Here is a 16,847-nt window from a genome sequence, read left to right as displayed (position 1 = left end):
ATTAGTTTTCATTGCTTGCTAATGTAACTTTCGTAGTCTTTAATTGATTGTCCCGATAATATTGAATGGTTACGGTGTCTCCAATCGCTGTTTCTGTATATAAATACTTTCGCAAGTCATCGGATTCCTCAATCTTATTTCCGTCTATAGAAACGATAATATCCTCAACACGAAGTCCAGATTCATAGGCTTGTGAGTTTTCATCTATGGAAACGACCATTGCACCATATTCACCTTCATAATTTTGTAAGTAAAATGGGTGAATTTCCGTTAAGCTTGCTAAACCAACTCCTAAATACGGACGCAATACTTGGCCATTTTTCTCCAGCTCTTCCACTAATCCTTTTACGTCATTTATAGGAATGGCAAATCCCAATCCTTCTACTCCTGCATTTGCAATCTTCATACTGTTAATACCTACTAGCTGACCAGAAGTATTGATTAAGGCACCACCACTATTACCAGGATTAATAGCTGCATCTGTTTGGATAACTTCTACCTCCCACTCACCAGCTGTAGTAGAAGATGTTATAGTACGATTTGTCGCACTTACAATCCCTTGCGTTACCGTTCTAGATAAATCTAGTCCTAAAGGATTACCAATCGCAATGACCTGTTCACCCGCTCGGAGTCCGTCCGAGTCCCCAAAAGGAATCGGCGTCACATCATAGCTACCCTCCATTTTTAATACTGCAATATCTGTTAACGCATCTGTACCAACAAGCTTGGCATTTTCCACTTTTCCATCATATAAGGAAACCTGTATCTCCGAAGCCCCTTCAATTACGTGATGGTTCGTTACAATATAAGCCGCATCATCTGTTACCTTGTAAATAACCCCAGATCCTGTACCATTCTCCATTTCCTCTATTGATCTACTAAATGGACTTGATTGTTCCGTAATATTCACTACACCAACGATTGCTTCTGAAGTTTGCTCTACTATATCAGCAACGGAATTCGTAGTATTTGATGTAGATAATGGTTGTACAGAAACAGCTGAGTTTGCTTTCTCTTCATTCGTAGCTACCTCTGTTTGGCGGTCTACTACACCCGATTCCGATTCAAATACGTCTAATTGCGGGGCAATGGTTAGTGTAAGGGCAGAACCTAAAACACCAGCTGAAAGTGCAGTTAGTATTCCTTTTGAACGTTTTTTCTCTTTTTCTTTAAATTTTGTTTCCTCTTGTTCCAATTAAACCACCTCGCTCTTTGGTTTAGCTGTGATCTTCTCTTGTTCACATAACTAACTATAAAGCGTCTATATGTCAGGAAAATGTCAGATTGAAAAAAGTTTAGTATGCTTATGCAACATATACTTACATTAGTGAATTGATTTCCCTGTTCTCGCTCCTATAATTGGTGAGGAGTGCATGCACACAATGCTGCAGCCTCGCGTTAGCTTAAGGAGGCTTAGCAGCTACCCTAAGGTTCGCGAAGTGAATTTTTCGAGCTAGTAGTCATCTTTTGAAAAAAAATATTACTCTTTTTTAATAGCTAAAGCATCCTAATAAAACAAAAAATCCAAACCCATACAACCTCTCACAGTAGAATGTTGTACCTGATTTGGATTTTTGTTTAGATATGTTTCTTAATTTCCCCTGACAATCGGCAAGGTAATTCTGAATGTGGTACCAGACGGAGAACTATCGAGAAGCTCCAGATTTCCATTCATCGATTGGGCGATCATTTTGCTAAATGGTAATCCTAGACCGAGTCCACCTACTTTGTACTTCTTCCTTTCTCCTCTATAAAAACGTTCAAAAATAAAGGACTGCTCCTCTTTTGGTATTCCAATGCCATTATCTTTTATATCAATCGTTACATTGTTCACATCTTTCCCTATTACAACCTCAATCGTGCCGTTTTCTTCTACTGCTTGTTGTGCATTGTTTAGAAGATTTGTAATGATTTGCTGCAATCGAATGGAATCTACTTTTACATACTGCTCAGCCGTTAAGTAAGTAGTATGGATTATAACACTTTGGTCTTGACTGGTAATTTCCCATTGATGGATAAAATCTTTAATTAATTTATTTATAGAATATACATTAGTCGATAAAGGGACTGCATTTGCGGCAAAGGCATTAAAGGCTAGTAAATCCTCGACCATTTTCCGCATTTTTGTTGTTTCTTTTAAAGATATTTGCAGGAATTCCTTTGCTTCATCTCCACTCACAATGCCATCGTTAACAGCTTGTAATAGTCCGCTAATAGACGTAACGGGTGTCTTTAATTCATGGGTTACACCTGCTAATAGCTCGGTTCGGAGGTTTTCCAATTGCTGGAGCTGATTCGACATTCCCTTAAAGGAATACACCAAATCGTGAACCTCTTCTATCTTTCCATTATCGGACAATTGAATATTATAATCCCCTGCCTGTACTTGTCGAGAGGCGCGGGCTACTTCTTTTATCGGCTTTGATAATTTTTTGGATACGAAGTAAATGGCTGCCCATCCTAAAATGGCGAGGCTAATAATCATAATAAACAGCTGCCGATATTCTTGGTTAACTTTCGTTAAATTTTCTTCAGTTTCAAAAACAGCAACCCACCCCAACAAGTAAGATTCGTATTCTATTGGCTTTTTAATAACATAATAATTCCCATTGAGCTCTTCACTATTTTCAATCTTTAACTGCAGAACATCTTTATCACTTGCTAAGATGGATGGGTGCAATTGGTATTGCATGGGGCTCCTTGGTTTATTACTAGATAGTATCGTTCCGTCTGTTGTCGTGATATAAATATATGGATTACTATCCTTGTACGTAAATTGCCCTCTGTTCGTTAGAAAGTTTTTTACATCCTCATTAGGTGTCACTTCTTCATCGCTTACATTTAAAAATCGATTTGCTGTTTCCTCTGCGATAAATTCCATAATGCTTAAACGACTTGTTAAGGTATTATGTCTTATCCAAATCGCTGATACAATCGTTACGATGATTAACCCTATTATTAGTGTAAGTACATAGCGTGTTGTCCAATACCGTTGTAGGGAAATACTGTTACGTTTCGTTTTTATAGACACTTAATTGATACCCCAATCCCCGCAAAGTCCGAATTTCACCTTCCGAAACTGGCCATTCCTTTAATGCTTTGCGAATACGTTTAATGGATAAATCAACAGCTCGATCACTACCTTCATAATCATAGCCCCAAACATGATCAATGAGCTGTTCTCGCGTAAATGTTATATTTGGATTTTCTACTAAAAACATCAGTAAAGATAGGTCTCTTGGTGTAAACATGACTTCCACACCGTCTAGAAACACACGATGCGCTTGAAGGTCCACCTCAAGCTTACCATAGCGCTTAACAGAATCATTTTGTTTCGTTGACCTCCGGAGAACTGCTTTTACTCTAGCAACTACCTCGTCTCCTTCGAAAGGTTTTGGAATGTAATCGTCTGCTCCACTATTTAGCCCTTCTAATTTATAGTTAATGTCCCCAAGAGCAGTTAGCATAATGATGGGACAAGTACTCTCTTTACGAATTTCCTTTAATATATCCCAGCCGCTTTTACCTGGCAACATGACATCAAGTAACACAAGGTCTGGATTCACTTCACGAAACGTTTCTAGTGCTTCCATGCCCGTAAATACTTGGACAACCCCAAAGTTTGCCTTTTTTAAATAGGCTTTTATTACTTGGCTTATTGGAAACTCATCTTCAACAATTAAAATAGTATTCAAATGAATCATCCCCAAAATCATTTACAGAGTTTGTTTGCTTAACTATATCATGAAAAGATGTCAGCAAGATGTCAAGAATCTCCACATAAGTGCTAAAGCTGGGTGTAATATTTCTTTATCCAAACAAAAAAGAGCGCAGTTACATTGCACTCTTTTCTCAAGTTACTCTCCATTACCTTCGACTCGGTAAAAGCTCTTTATTTCATCCACATGCTCTAAACCTTCTAACTCCTGTAACACATAATTGATTCCGCTCTTCGATGAGACATGTGTTACAATAACAAGCTCTGCTTTATGGATTGATTGATGTGGCTTTTGGATAACTTGCTCAATGCTTACATTGTGCTCTGCTAATAGCTTTGTAATTTTTGCTAGCACACCACTTTCATCATGGACGACTAATCTCATAAAGTACTTAGCAAAAATTTGATCATTGGATTTTAATCTTTTTTCATTGTAAGGAGCAACCATTCCTCGGCCATTAACCCCAAGCTTCATATTTTTTACTACTGTCACTAAGTCCGAAACGACTGCATTAGCAGTCGGTAATTCTCCAGCTCCTGGTCCATAAAACATCGTTTCTCCTACCGCTTCACCATATACATATACGGCATTAAATACGCCATTTACTGATGCAAGAGGATGGGACTGTTTCACCATTGCAGGCTCCACACTCACTTCAATAAGGTCATTATCCTTTTTGGCAATACCGATTAGTTTAATTCGGTATCCTAGTTTTTCTGCATATTTTATATCCTCAATCGTTACATTTTCCATTCCTTTGCATGTCACGTCATCCAAATTCATGCCAACATGAAATCCAAGTGTACTTAATATGGACATTTTCCGAGCTGCATCCAAGCCACCCACATCAGCAGTTGGATCGGACTCTGCATAGCCTAGACGCTGTGCCTCCTGGAGAGCGTCTTCATAAGACGCTCCATCTTGACTCATTTTCGTTAAAATATAATTAGAAGTTCCATTTACAATCCCAATCATTTTTGTAATGCGATCCGAAGAGAAACCTTCTACTAGCGCCCGTAAGATTGGAATTCCTCCTGCAACACTTGCTTCATAAAATAAATCACAGCCATTTTTTACGGCTTCATTGAGTAATTCCTCGCCATTCAATGCCATTAAATCCTTATTTGCTGTTATGACATGCTTCCCATGCTGAAGGGCATGAAGCACATATTCTTTAGTTTCATCGACTCCACCCATAACCTCCACAATGACATCAATAGATGGGTCGTGTAATACAACATATGGATCAGCCGTCAGTAAGTCAGAGTTAATGTCAATGGTACGTTTTTTCTCTTTGTTTTGAACTAATATCTTCGCGATTTCGATTTCCACCCCGGTTTGGTGCAATAAATCTTCTTGGTGTCCTTGAATCAAACGATACACTCCTGTTCCAACTGTACCCATTCCCATTAAGCCTACTCTAACCCTTTTCTTACCCAACTATCATTCATCCTCTCTCCAAAACAAATTATGTCCACTTCATCCAGTCCGTTTAAGAAACACATTTGTTTACTTATAATGGACATTATAAAGATTTCCTAAATCCAATTCAATGGTTTTTTCAAAATTTTAAGTGATTTAAGAAAATGTGGAAGGTGACATCCGCTTGTCTCAAATTAGAAAATAAAAAAAGAAACCAGCAACAAACTGATTTCTACTTACTTTCAATAAAATCGTACTTTTTCTTTTCTGTTTCTCTCTTTGTCTTTGTTTCTAACAAAAATGATTCGATCTCCTCTAGGCTGATTCCTAAATCCTTGGCTTCTATTATTAGTTCCACCCACTCCAAATCAAGCTTTCCCCCGTGCATAACTACCTCCCCTAAATAGATGTTAACGTTCTTTAGCTATGTTGTTAACACCAATCTCCATTCCACCATTCTACTTGCACTTCTCGCTTTAGGCTTAACATCATCTCTAGAGAAATCATACCAAATGGTGCATTACAGCATCATTACCGGGGAGCTGTTTCAGGGAGATTTAACTTATATTTTCGAATTTTTTAATTTGTTCAATTTGCTTTTGTATTTTCCCCTCATCATCATGAAACCTCATGGCTAGCTGAGCATAGTAAAGAGCCTTCTCAAAATCCTTTTCCACAAGAAAAATGTCTGATAGAAACACCGCCATTACAGCCCAATCCTTCTCTATTTTATTTCTTAGCCTTAAAAACCAGTCTTCATAAAAGCCTGGGATTGCAGTATCCGTTGCATCCATTAAAACTTGAATATATGCTTCTTTCTTCTTTTGCTGCTCCTCTATTTGAAAAGCACGCTTAACACTTTCTAAATGGGCAAGCAAATCCGATTGAACATTACCATTTATAAACACATGTTCTCGATCTGTTCCAATGATTGGGTCAGTATTGTCCATCTGAAAATGTTCAACTTGTTTTTTTAAATAGTGAAGAGCGACCCTTAAGCTATTTCTTGCACTTTCTAATTCAATATCCGGCCAGAATACATCACAAAGCTCATCTCTCAATACCGTTTGCTGCAAAATTAAATAGGTAAAAAGCTGCTTCGACTTTCGTTTTCCCCAGCCCTCTAATACGCGGCTACCATTAACCGTTACAGTAAACCCATTTAATACATTCACTTGAATGCGATTCACGAGTATTTTATTTTCTTGTTCTTGACGTTGAAGCAGTCCCCGTATTTGCGAATACATGTGGCTCGTTAAGTCCTTTTTATAATTGCCACGTTCGAGAAAGGATTGACTGTTCTCTGCATTTTTCTGAAAAAAACCAAATATCCAGTTCGCTACAAGCTTAGGCTGGTCGAGTTGAATCATAAAGGATGCATTTGGTACTGTGTAAAATTTTGCAGTGGAATTAAAATTGAGAATTGCGCTTGTTACTTCTGGTGGAAAAATTTCATCCTCTGAACCACACAATAAAAGGATTGGCATAGTTATTTTTTGCATATCTCTCGATGCTGCTTCACCAAAACCTGTATGAAAAAGTTCAAAGTACACTTTAGGTGATATTTTTTTATAGGCATTCAGCAGTAGATTTAACTTTTTAGGAGTAGGTCGATAAATGGACGCTTTAGCAATGTCATGACCCGCTAAATACATTGAATCATGTCCCTTTACCATCTCTTTTCGTTTTTCTATAATCGGTTTTCCGAGCTCCTCTGGATATTGGATGGGAACGCCCATTAATACTAAAGAACGGCAACCTTTTAAATGTAACGACGCTACTTTAATACCTATCAATCCACCAATTCCTTGACCTATAATATGATAGGAGGTTAAATGTAAGTGTGATAAAAGCGCGACTAAATCGTCACTTAATAAATCAATCGTTCGAACCTTCTCTCCCGCTTCACTTTTCCCATGTCCACGCAGATCATAGCGGAGTATATGGTATTGCTTCAATAAATAGGGCAAAATGAGGTCCCACGAATGTACATCGAGACCGATTCCATTGATAAGCACAAGGGTATCTTTCGCATTTTCATTGTCGGACTGGATTACTTCATAATATAACCGAACGTCATCCCTTGAGAGCCAAGACATTAATCCACCTCCCTCCAAAATCACTCTGTATCATACATATTCATACGACTAATATAAAATGTATTTCTTTAAAGCACGAAAAAACTCCTGCATTGCGGTAGCATTCGTCAAAATGTTACATAATTAGACGAACTTACACGCTTCTATTTACCTATTGCTAGCAGTAAGTGTCCTAGACAGCAAGAAAGCTAGTTCCTTTAATTTAAGAACTAGCTTCCATTTTTATTGAACTATAATGGTTTCTGTATAAGATATTGGCTCTCCATTATATACGAATACCCCATGATTATTGCCATTTAGTGTGACCTTAATTTCATGATGTCCCTCATCTAATCTACCAATATTATAATATTGATCATAGATACGGTTAATTTTAACTCCATCAATATATAAGTGAGCATGACCTTCATGATAGTTCACGTTCTCTAAACCAACCTTATTGGGTGCAAAGGTAAAATGAGACGGTTGAATATAGAGAAACCATTCTCCTGAAAAATCTTGCTTCACTTCCCCAGTTATGAAAGGTACATCTTTATAAGTCAGCGGTATTTCAATGATATTTTCATTATGATGGTCTACATGATTGGAGGCAGTAAAGTGACTATTTTGATTGTGAAAATAGAGTAACACTACAACAAATGTAAAGATAACAACAAAGCTTATTAACCGATACATTCCCTAGACCCCTTATGCACGAAACGTAATATTTTCACGATTACTACTTCGATTAATAAGCTGACCAACTATAACAAGTACGAGACCAAGAGCTAAAAAGGCGAGATCATAAAGGAGCGCATTCGCATCACCAGGCTTTACCCGATGTATTTGGAGAAGATGATGATTTATAATCCCTTCTACTAGATTGAAAACGCCCATACCTAGTAAAAACCCTCCTATTAACTTTCGCACCCCACTTGTTAAATCTTTCGGATTACCAGCTAGCCATAATAATATACCCCCAACTACAAGTGTTATCGTAACAGCAAAGTGAAAAACACCATCACTCGCAATCTGCCCCGCCCGGTCTGTTTGCATTACGACACTATGCCATTGCAATAATTGATGAAAAATAATACCGTCCATTGCACCCATAAACCCAAATCCTAAAACAAAGCTACCAATCGTTATCATTCTTTTTTTCGTTTTTGCAACCAAATGACCTGCTCCTCCAAACTATTTTTATACCCTATTATTTCCAAATTCGAATAAGATATACATAGTTTCATAGACCTAAGTGAACTCCTTATTTTTAAAACACAAAAACACCCCCAAAATAATAATAGGGGTGTATACGCTCCTTTGGCCTCGTTCCAAAAGTTATTTATAATGAAAAAGAAAAATGGACAGTATAAGGAACAGTAAATCTGTTCACAAGGATGGTGATAAGGATGAAGGAAATAAACTCCATTACACAAGTAGATACATTCATACATGACGAAGACGTTAGCTTTTTGTATTTCTACACAAACGCTTGATCGGTTTGTCATGCATTACTTCCTCAGGTTGAGGAGGTTTTAAGTAAGTTTCCTAAAATAGAATGTGCTCAAGTGAACGCTGCTGTATTAAAAGAAATTACGGGCTCTTTGTCTATTTTTACGGTTCCAGCATTAATTTTATTTGTCCATGGGAAAGAAGCCTTTCGTGAGGCTCGTTTTGTTCATATGGATAAATTCGAAGAAAAAGTACAAAGAATTTATGACGGGGTATTTGGTAATCCTTCCTAACCATTTACCCGTCTGCTAATAAAAGGTTCTCCATCTTCCATTTTGACCAAATATATTCTCTTGTTTTTCTAGGTAGAAACTGGCGAATATCATCTTCATTAAATCCAATCTGAATTCGCTTCTCATCAATGATAATTGGATTTCTTAACAATCCTGGATACTGCTGAAATAATTGTAGTAGTTCATTTAGGGATAAAGAGTCAAAGTCAATAGCTAGTTCTTTATATATTTTTGATCTAGTAGCAATTATTTCATCGGTTCCGTATTCCGTTAATCGCAAAATGTTTTGCAATTCATTCGCAGTGATTGGATACTTTTTAATATCTCTTTCTACAAATGCAATCTCATGATTTCTTAACCATTCTTTCGCTTTCCTCGTTGATAATGAAGGTGAACCAAATAACGTGACTTTCATATAAAACCCCTCTCCTCGACATTTATTTATTACTTCCTTTATACATACCGTGTTTCAAAATCTCTACTTCTGCAATAAAACTATCTATAGCTTCCTCATCTGACGTGTTTCGTGCGAGCTTTTCAATAAGATTGTGAAAGGTGATTGTTGTAAGAATTTGCAAAACAAATCTTAAATCTTTCTCTGTTGATATATTTAAGTTTTCCTTATTTATAAGCGCGCAAATTTCCTGAAACTGTGTCTTGCTATCCCCATTAAAAATAGTATAAAAGGTTGTTTCCACTTTATGTGTCATATTTAAAAAGGCATTCTTTAGGATATCTAGTCCATCACCTTTTGATATTTGTTCAAGTGTCCAGCGAAACATTTCCGTAAATGTTTCAAATAGATCCCCATTATTTTTTTGTAGGATAGCCATAAACGTACCTTTGCTTCTTTCAGCCTGCTCGTTTAATAAAAAGAAATAGGCATCTTCTTTATCTGTAAAATACTGATAAAAACTACCTCGAGGTATCTCCGCAGACTTTACTATGTTCGAAATGGAGGCTTCGTATAAAGGTACTCTAGAAAATTCTTTTTCAAGTGCTTCTAGCAAGACTTGTTTCTTATGTTCTGGTAGGTTATAAAACGTTTGCTTTGGCACTTTGATTTACCTCCTAAATACTCAAGTGACACTTTGTCATTATGTTATACTTCTATATTATATGACGATATGTCATAGGTCAATAATGTTACGACAACGTGTCATAAAATGTTCACATTTAAAATACGTATTTCGTAACACTTTTGTTTCATTTTTTCATCCTTTCCATTATTATTTGCTGCCATTCAGGATTTGTTTACAAACAAAAGTGAAATAACCACTAACGCGACATTCGTTAGTGGTTTTTCTTAATCCACATTCCCCTATTTCTCTTTTTGCCTTAGACTTCCCTTTTCTGGGTACGATCGAGGCGACCTTCAGTAGCTACGCTATTGGACATGCTTGTTCGTTGCAAACTAGCCAATACTGCCCCGCTTATCGTAATGAAGCCACCTATCCAAGACAACCACGACACTTCTTCATCTAACACAATAATGCCTAATAGCACTGTCCAAACAGGTAGCATATTTAAATATGGCGCGGCTTTTCCTGTACCAACAATCTTAACTCCAATATTCCACGCTAAAAAGGCACCTACAGAGGCTAATGTACTAACATATCCTATAGAAAGCATTACACTAGGTGTCAAATCAACCAAATTCATATCCACTGAACCAACCATGCTTACTCCACTAAAAAGGGTTCCATAGATACTAGCTCCAGCTGTTAAAATGAGTGGATCTGTTTTTGCTCCATACTTTTTTCCTAAAACCGTGTAGATTCCCCATGCAATTGCCGCCATAACAACTTGATAATTGCCCACAATAGAATCCGATGTGAAGCCAGCTTCCATTTTCCCTTGAAATAAAATCATAACTCCTATTATTGAGATGAATGCTCCAATCCAGGCCTGCATTCCAATTTTCTCTTTCAAAAAAATCGGGGTGAAAATCAGAATTGCAATTGGAATACCTGCAGAGATCATTCCTGCTTGTGATGCACTTATATTTGTTAGTGCATAATAGGTTAGCGTTGAAAATGCAAAAATCCCTGTAAACCCCAACAAACCGAATTCTTTCCACATGTTAATAAGGGGTAATCTTTTGCGTTGGATACCTAATATAGCAAGTAAAATTACAGACGAAATTGCCCAACGTACCGTATTCAACAATGTTGGTGGTAGAGCTGGCCCTAAATATCGCCCACTAATGTAATTACCCGCCCATAGTACAGTTGCAACAAGTAATAATGCAATGCCTTTTTTCAACGTAATCCTCCCCTCACATAAATCAAGTCCCAAGTTAAATGGATACCGTTATAATGTGTAACCATAACACGCTACCGCTTCAACCTGCTTAAATCCCTCTTGTATGTAAAGTGATTTTGCGTGTTCATTTTCGGCATTAACGGATAAGATGGTTTGTTTATAACCCTTTTCCTTCGCTATTTGCAGTATCATACGTAGAATTGTTCTCCCTAACCCCTTCCCTTGATATTCTGGGATAATGGCTACAGGACCAATATCCATTATAGGCTTCCCCTCATATTCATCATGAGAGCCTTTAATCACTCCAACAGGTCGATTGTGATCATACAAAATCAAAGCAGCATTCTTAATAAAGTCCTTTTCCATCATCATTTTCCGAACCATTTTCGTTGTAATGGGTGTTTCACTTCCTTTTAAGGTTGCGAAACTTTCATTTCGAACCGTACACCATTTTTCTTCATCTCCTATTTGGAGAGGCTTTATGTGAAAATCTTTCGGTAGCTGATACGTAGGGACAGGTAGATCCTCACGTAGTAAAAGATATGCATACCTTTCTATTTCAAAGTCAATTGCTTTAATTGCTTGATCTAGCTTCTGATTAACCGTCGGAACAAAGACAAAAACCTTATCTAAACCCTTCACATGTCTTTTGATGCTTGTCAATAACTCCTTGTATATTTCTACTTTATTTCTAATAGAATGGAAAATTCGAAATCGACCCTTTCGACCTCGTTTTGCATAATCATCCATAATAAGAGAGGCAGCAGCAATAACCTTACCCCTATTATTTCTTTTAATATAAGTGGGGTTTTCCTCATTTGGTAGAAAAGAGTCTAAATCATCATCGTATAAAAAAGAATCATCCACTTCGCTTCTATAGGTTTTACAGTATTCAATGAAATCTTGGACCTTCTCATTTGTTACTCTTTCTACCTTCATTTACATAGCTCCTCACCTTTTATCGATGTAATCTAAATTCCACAAAGGCGTAAACATTCCTCCATTTTTTCATATAAAAAAAGAGGGAGTTAAACAACACCCTCTTCTTTGGAGATTAACCCATTATATGAAAAACAAAATTCACGAAGAACAACATCGCTATAATATACAGCGTAAAGGATACATCCTTCGCCTTTCCTAAAGCAATTTTTAAAATTGGATATAAAATAAATCCAATTGCAATTCCATCTGCAATGCTGTACGTAAATGGAATTAAAGCCATTATTAGTAAGGCAGGAATTGCTTCACTCATATCCTTCATGTCCATATTCCGTATATTTTGAAGCATCAACGTTCCAATAATGATTAAAATTGGTGCAATTGCACTGTTTGGTATCAATTTGATTACTGGAATAAAAAAGATGGAAAGCAAAAATAAGAATCCTGTTGTTATCGTCGTAAGACCAGTTCGACCACCTGCAGCCATGCTTGCGGTACTCTCTACCGTTGATACTGTCGGGCTCGTTCCGAAAACACCTGAAGTGATTGCGGAAATGGAATTGGCTTGGAATGCTCGCTTAAATCCATCAGGTCGATTAATAAATTGAACATGCCCGTGCACTAACCCGATGTTTTCAAATACCATAACCATGGTTAACGAGAACACTGCAATCCAAAAGGTCATCGAAAAGAAATTTCCAAATGACATTGCGCCAAAAATAGACAGGTAATCTTCGCTGCTCATGGAGCTCGCAACTGTATCCTTTTCTACTTGAATAGTTCCAAACATCCAAGCAATAACCGTACCTACAATAATCGTAATGATAAAGTTTCCAGGTACATTACGTAGAAAAAGAATAATCGCAAGAACAAAAGTAATTATGGTTGCAAGTACATAAGGAGAACCAAAGTCCCCAATAGCTAATATGGAATTGGTTCCTTTTTCGACAATGCCACCCTTTTCCAAGCCGATCAGCATTAAAAACAAACCAAGTCCCACTGTAATTCCATCCTTTAAAGATTGGGGAATGGAATCACTTAGTTTATTTGCAATTCTAGTAAAGGCTACAATTGCAAAAAGAATCCCTGAAACAAATACTACAGCTAATGCTTCCTGCCACGTAAGCCCCATTGATTGAACTAACGTGTACGTAAATAAAGCATTAATCCCCATACCTGGAACTAATAAGATTGGAACATTTGCCCAAAGACCCATAATCAAACACCCAACAAAGGATGTTAAGATGGTTGCAACAATCGCACCTTCAAGCGGGATGCCTGCTTCTGATAGAATAAGAGAATTGACTGCTATGATGTACACAATTGCAAAAAAACCGATTACACCCGCCATCACTTCTCTTTTAACAGAAGTTTCGTACCGGTCTAGACCAAACATTTTATTAAAAACTTTCTTCATAAAAAACGACCTATCTAAATTATATCCCTCTCCCTACCCGCTCCTTCCTGATAAACAGGTGAGCCAAGAATGTATTATAGCAAAATAAAAAAAGAGACTCAAATATATATTTTACTAAGATAGGAAATCTTTACGAAAAACATTTTATTACTTTAAAGCATTAGCAGGATTTTTTAGCATGACTTTAGAAGTTAAGTAATACCTATTTTATAATGAACAAAATGGATAGAAGGAGAATATATACATGCCAATTAATATACCGAAACAATTACCTGCCCGGCATATTCTTGAAAAGGAAAACATCTTTTTAATGGATACCGAACGTGCAACAATGCAAGATATACGCCCTTTGAACATTGTCATCGTGAATCTAATGCCAGAAAAGGAGCGAACAGAAACCCAATTGCTTCGCTTATTAAGTAATTCGCCATTACAAGTAAATGTTACCCTTCTTCATACTGCTACACATAAATCGAAAAATGTGAGTGCATCGCATTTAAACCAGTTTTATAATACGTTTGAAAATATAAAGCACAAACGATTTGATGGAATGATTATTACAGGTGCACCAATTGAACGGTTACCTTTTGAAAAGGTTGATTATTGGGATGAGCTAACTACAATTATGAATTGGTCTAAGGATCATACTACTTCTGTTTTACACATTTGCTGGGGGGCACAGGCAGCTCTTTATTATCATTACGGAATTGGTAAATATGAACTCCCGCAGAAGTGTTCAGGGATTTATCAACATACACTACTAGATTCAACCGTAGAAATTGTCCGTGGATTTGATGATGTCTTTTTAGCTCCACATTCAAGGTATACTAGTGTTTCAGTAGAAGAAATCCAAGCAAATGATAAATTAACCCTACTATCTTTATCAGAGGAGAGTGCCCCCTTTCTTGTTATGTCTAAAGACGAAAAACACATTATGGTTATGGGACACTTGGAATATGACGCCACTACATTAGCCCTAGAATATGAACGGGACCAGAAAAAAGGAATTAGGGCAGAACTACCTATAAATTATTTCCCGAAAAATAATCCGAATGAAGAACCTACAAATCGGTGGCGTTCACATGCTTATTTATTATTTTCGAATTGGCTAAATTACTATGTTTATCAAGAAACTCCATATGAATGGAAGTAATAGGATAAATTATGTTTCTAGAGCAAAAACTAGGTAAAAACGGAAAGGCGTATCATTATGGTCGATTTTTTAAAGGAAAACCTAGTTATCATTGGTCGTATAATAACAATTTTACCTTTGCTCTTAGTCATTACACTATTTATGGGAAAACGAGCGATTGGTCAGCTACCTGTATTTGATTTTCTTATTATAGTTACCCTAGGTGCTGTTGTTGGAGCAGATATCGCTGACCCAAATATTCATCATTTTCCAACGGCACTTGCCATTGTGGTGCTCGGTTTATTTCAAAGAATAGTCGCCAATTGGAAAATTGCCAATCGAAAAATTGGCCGACTCTTAACCTTTGAACCTACTGTCGTGATTCAAAACGGTAAACTCATGGAGCAGAACATTAGAAAAATAAGATACTCGATCGACAATATTGTACAAATGCTACGGGAAAAAAATATATTTACAATTAGCGACGTGGAAACAGCTATTATCGAAGCTAGCGGGAATATGAGCGTGTTAAAAAAGCCCGAGAAAAGTACAGTAACAAGAGAAGATCTAGATATAATCAGATCTTCTTCCTTGTCACTACCAGTTGTAATGGAGGGCACTGTTTATTCCGATGTGCTAAAAAGCCTCGATTTAGATGAAGCATGGCTGGAAAAGCAATTATTACATCAAGGAATTTCCAATAAAAAGGAAATCTTCTACGCAGCGGTTGATCGGAATAAGAAGCTCCATATTTCCTTAAAAAAAGAGACTAATGTACAAATACCTATTATTAAGCATTGAGTGTCTGGGTTAAAAAAACAAAATGTACCTCCACGTAGGACGGCACTACTATCCTTTTTTAATGAATACAACCTTTAAATAATTCCCTTGCGGATACTCCTTTATGGTGCGGAAATCGGATGGGAGTGAAAACTCCTCTAAGATGCGGTAGGATTCACCGGTTTCCTCGAATGCTTTTTGTATAAATCCTTTAAACTTTTTCATCCCGAAGGCACTACTGTTTGTTGAAGCAACAATAACGCCATTTTCAGAAGTTATTGCTATCGTTTCCTTCAGTAGATTGGTGTAATCCTTCTCAGCACTGAAAACCACTTTTTTCGATCTTGCAAAGCTCGGTGGATCTAAAACGACTAGGTCAAACTTTAAATTTTTACGTCCTGCATATTTAAAGTAATGAAATACGTCCTCCACAATAATATCTTGAGCTTCATGGTCAATACCATTTAATTGGAACTGTTCGATTGTCTTTGCTTTACTTCTATTTGCTAGGTCTACACTCGTTGTTTTGATCGCTCCACCTAATGCAGCAAACACAGAAAAAGCACCTGTATAGGAGAATGTGTTTAGCATGTTCGTGCCTTTTGCATACTTTTCCTGGATTGTTTTACGAACTTCCCTTTGGTCTAGAAATACACCAACCATTGCCCCCTCATTTAAATAAATGGCGAAATGCACACCATTTTCTTTTACGATGAGCGGAAATTCACCTCTTTCTCCTGTTACGAAATCATCATCTTCTACATAACGACCTTTTGCGTCGAACCGTTTTTTCTGGTAAATCCCTTTATAGTCCACTACTTCCTTTAATGCATCTAAAATGACATTTCGAAATTGATAAATTCCGATGCTATACCAATTGATTAAATAAAACCTATCAAAATAATCTATTGTGATTCCACCAACTCCGTCACCTTCTCCATTAAAAATGCGAAATGCTGTTGTGTTGGGGTCAGCAAATAATTGCTTTCGGTGGTTTAAGGCATTGGTTATTTTGGTTACAAAAAATGCTTGATTAAATGGTTGATCTTCTTTATTCGTAAGAATCCAACCTAATCCTTTATTCTGTTTTCCATAATATCCTTTTCCGATGAAATTACCCTTTTCATCTGTCAGCTTTATGATGGTCCCTTCCTCTTTTAGTACCTGTCCATTTATAAGTGCATCGGAGGTAATTAACGGAAAGCCACTTTTATATTTTTTCACAAAATTACTGATAACCTTTATTTGAACTTCCTTTGGCATCATTTCAAATCCAATCTGTATGTATTTTGCTAAACTTGATTGTAGCATAAATTTATAATGGAATAGATTTCTTCTGTGCTTTCATGC

The 16,847-nt window shown here is 36.9% G+C and carries 16 protein-coding genes and 1 pseudogene; 3 read left to right on the top strand and 14 right to left on the bottom strand.

Annotated elements, in window-relative coordinates; translation table 11 throughout:
* Position 1: 1 nt before the first annotated feature.
* The 8 genes from C1A05_RS00750 to C1A05_RS00715 all read right to left on the bottom strand — a co-directional run bounded on the left by C1A05_RS00750 (position 2) and on the right by C1A05_RS00715 (position 8,395).
* The gene (locus C1A05_RS00750) at positions 2-1,195 is read right to left on the bottom strand and encodes a S1C family serine protease (protein WP_102026262.1); all 1,194 of its coding nucleotides are present in this window, start codon (positions 1,193-1,195) and stop codon (positions 2-4) included.
* Between the two features lie 396 nt (positions 1,196-1,591).
* Entirely contained in the window at positions 1,592-3,031 is a 1,440-nt protein-coding gene (locus tag C1A05_RS00745; protein WP_102026261.1) for a HAMP domain-containing sensor histidine kinase, read from the bottom strand.
* Positions 3,009-3,695 carry a response regulator transcription factor gene (locus C1A05_RS00740; protein WP_102026260.1) on the bottom strand — a complete coding sequence of 229 codons (687 nt, stop codon included), beginning with the start codon at positions 3,693-3,695 and terminating at the stop codon, positions 3,009-3,011. The genes C1A05_RS00745 and C1A05_RS00740 overlap by 23 nt, the downstream gene beginning before the upstream one ends.
* Positions 3,696-3,857: 162 nt before the next feature.
* Positions 3,858-5,159, bottom strand: a complete 1,302-nt coding sequence (locus tag C1A05_RS00735) for a homoserine dehydrogenase (RefSeq protein WP_102026259.1) — start codon at positions 5,157-5,159, stop codon at positions 3,858-3,860.
* A gap of 214 nt (positions 5,160-5,373) precedes the next feature.
* Complete coding sequence (locus tag C1A05_RS00730; RefSeq protein WP_102026258.1) at positions 5,374-5,529, bottom strand: anti-repressor SinI family protein; 156 nt, start codon at positions 5,527-5,529, stop codon at positions 5,374-5,376.
* Positions 5,530-5,698: 169 nt separating this feature from the next.
* Positions 5,699-7,240: an alpha/beta fold hydrolase gene (locus C1A05_RS00725; RefSeq protein ID WP_102026257.1), complete on the bottom strand. Its 1,542-nt coding sequence runs from the start codon at positions 7,238-7,240 to the stop codon at positions 5,699-5,701.
* 222 nt (positions 7,241-7,462) lie between these two features.
* A complete protein-coding gene (locus C1A05_RS00720; RefSeq protein WP_102026256.1) occupies positions 7,463-7,915 on the bottom strand; it encodes a hypothetical protein in 453 nt (150 codons plus the stop codon).
* 12 nt (positions 7,916-7,927) lie between these two features.
* On the bottom strand, positions 7,928-8,395 hold the full coding sequence (locus C1A05_RS00715; RefSeq protein WP_306373168.1) for a DUF2243 domain-containing protein: 468 nt from the start codon (positions 8,393-8,395) through the stop codon (positions 7,928-7,930).
* A 338-nt stretch (positions 8,396-8,733) separates the two neighbouring features.
* On the opposite strand from C1A05_RS00715, the pseudogene C1A05_RS17825 reads away from it, so the two are divergent.
* Positions 8,734-8,964, top strand: a pseudogene (locus C1A05_RS17825) (thioredoxin family protein); the annotation flags it as partial.
* Between the two features lie 4 nt (positions 8,965-8,968).
* Here the strand turns inward: C1A05_RS17825 and spx are convergent.
* From spx to C1A05_RS00690, 5 genes are all read right to left on the bottom strand, one after another.
* The gene (gene spx, locus C1A05_RS00710; RefSeq protein ID WP_102026255.1) at positions 8,969-9,379 is read right to left on the bottom strand and encodes a transcriptional regulator Spx; all 411 of its coding nucleotides are present in this window, start codon (positions 9,377-9,379) and stop codon (positions 8,969-8,971) included.
* Between the two features lie 22 nt (positions 9,380-9,401).
* Positions 9,402-10,022, bottom strand: coding sequence for a TetR/AcrR family transcriptional regulator (locus C1A05_RS00705; RefSeq protein ID WP_102026254.1), 621 nt, complete (start codon positions 10,020-10,022; stop codon positions 9,402-9,404).
* 280 nt (positions 10,023-10,302) lie between these two features.
* On the bottom strand, positions 10,303-11,229 hold the full coding sequence (locus C1A05_RS00700; protein WP_159461949.1) for a DMT family transporter: 927 nt from the start codon (positions 11,227-11,229) through the stop codon (positions 10,303-10,305).
* A gap of 48 nt (positions 11,230-11,277) precedes the next feature.
* A complete protein-coding gene (locus tag C1A05_RS00695; protein WP_102026252.1) occupies positions 11,278-12,168 on the bottom strand; it encodes a GNAT family N-acetyltransferase in 891 nt (296 codons plus the stop codon).
* A 115-nt stretch (positions 12,169-12,283) separates the two neighbouring features.
* Positions 12,284-13,585 carry an NCS2 family permease gene (locus C1A05_RS00690; RefSeq protein ID WP_102026251.1) on the bottom strand — a complete coding sequence of 434 codons (1,302 nt, stop codon included), beginning with the start codon at positions 13,583-13,585 and terminating at the stop codon, positions 12,284-12,286.
* 244 nt (positions 13,586-13,829) lie between these two features.
* Here C1A05_RS00690 and metA point away from each other — a divergent pair, with 244 nt between their 5' ends.
* Positions 13,830-14,738, top strand: coding sequence for a homoserine O-acetyltransferase MetA (gene metA / locus C1A05_RS00685; protein WP_102026250.1), 909 nt, complete (start codon positions 13,830-13,832; stop codon positions 14,736-14,738).
* Between the two features lie 57 nt (positions 14,739-14,795).
* A complete protein-coding gene (locus C1A05_RS00680; RefSeq protein WP_102026249.1) occupies positions 14,796-15,518 on the top strand; it encodes a DUF421 domain-containing protein in 723 nt (240 codons plus the stop codon).
* A gap of 48 nt (positions 15,519-15,566) precedes the next feature.
* Here the strand turns inward: C1A05_RS00680 and C1A05_RS00675 are convergent, their stop codons facing one another.
* The gene (locus tag C1A05_RS00675; RefSeq protein ID WP_102026696.1) at positions 15,567-16,760 is read right to left on the bottom strand and encodes a class I SAM-dependent rRNA methyltransferase; all 1,194 of its coding nucleotides are present in this window, start codon (positions 16,758-16,760) and stop codon (positions 15,567-15,569) included.
* Positions 16,761-16,847 lie beyond the last annotated feature (87 nt).

This window comes from Salirhabdus sp. Marseille-P4669 (genome assembly GCF_900240405.1).
Lineage (GTDB): Bacteria > Bacillota > Bacilli > Bacillales > Alkalibacillaceae > OEQK01.
Note: the sequence above shows the minus strand (reverse complement) of the source record. Positions and strands in the feature narration are given on the sequence as shown.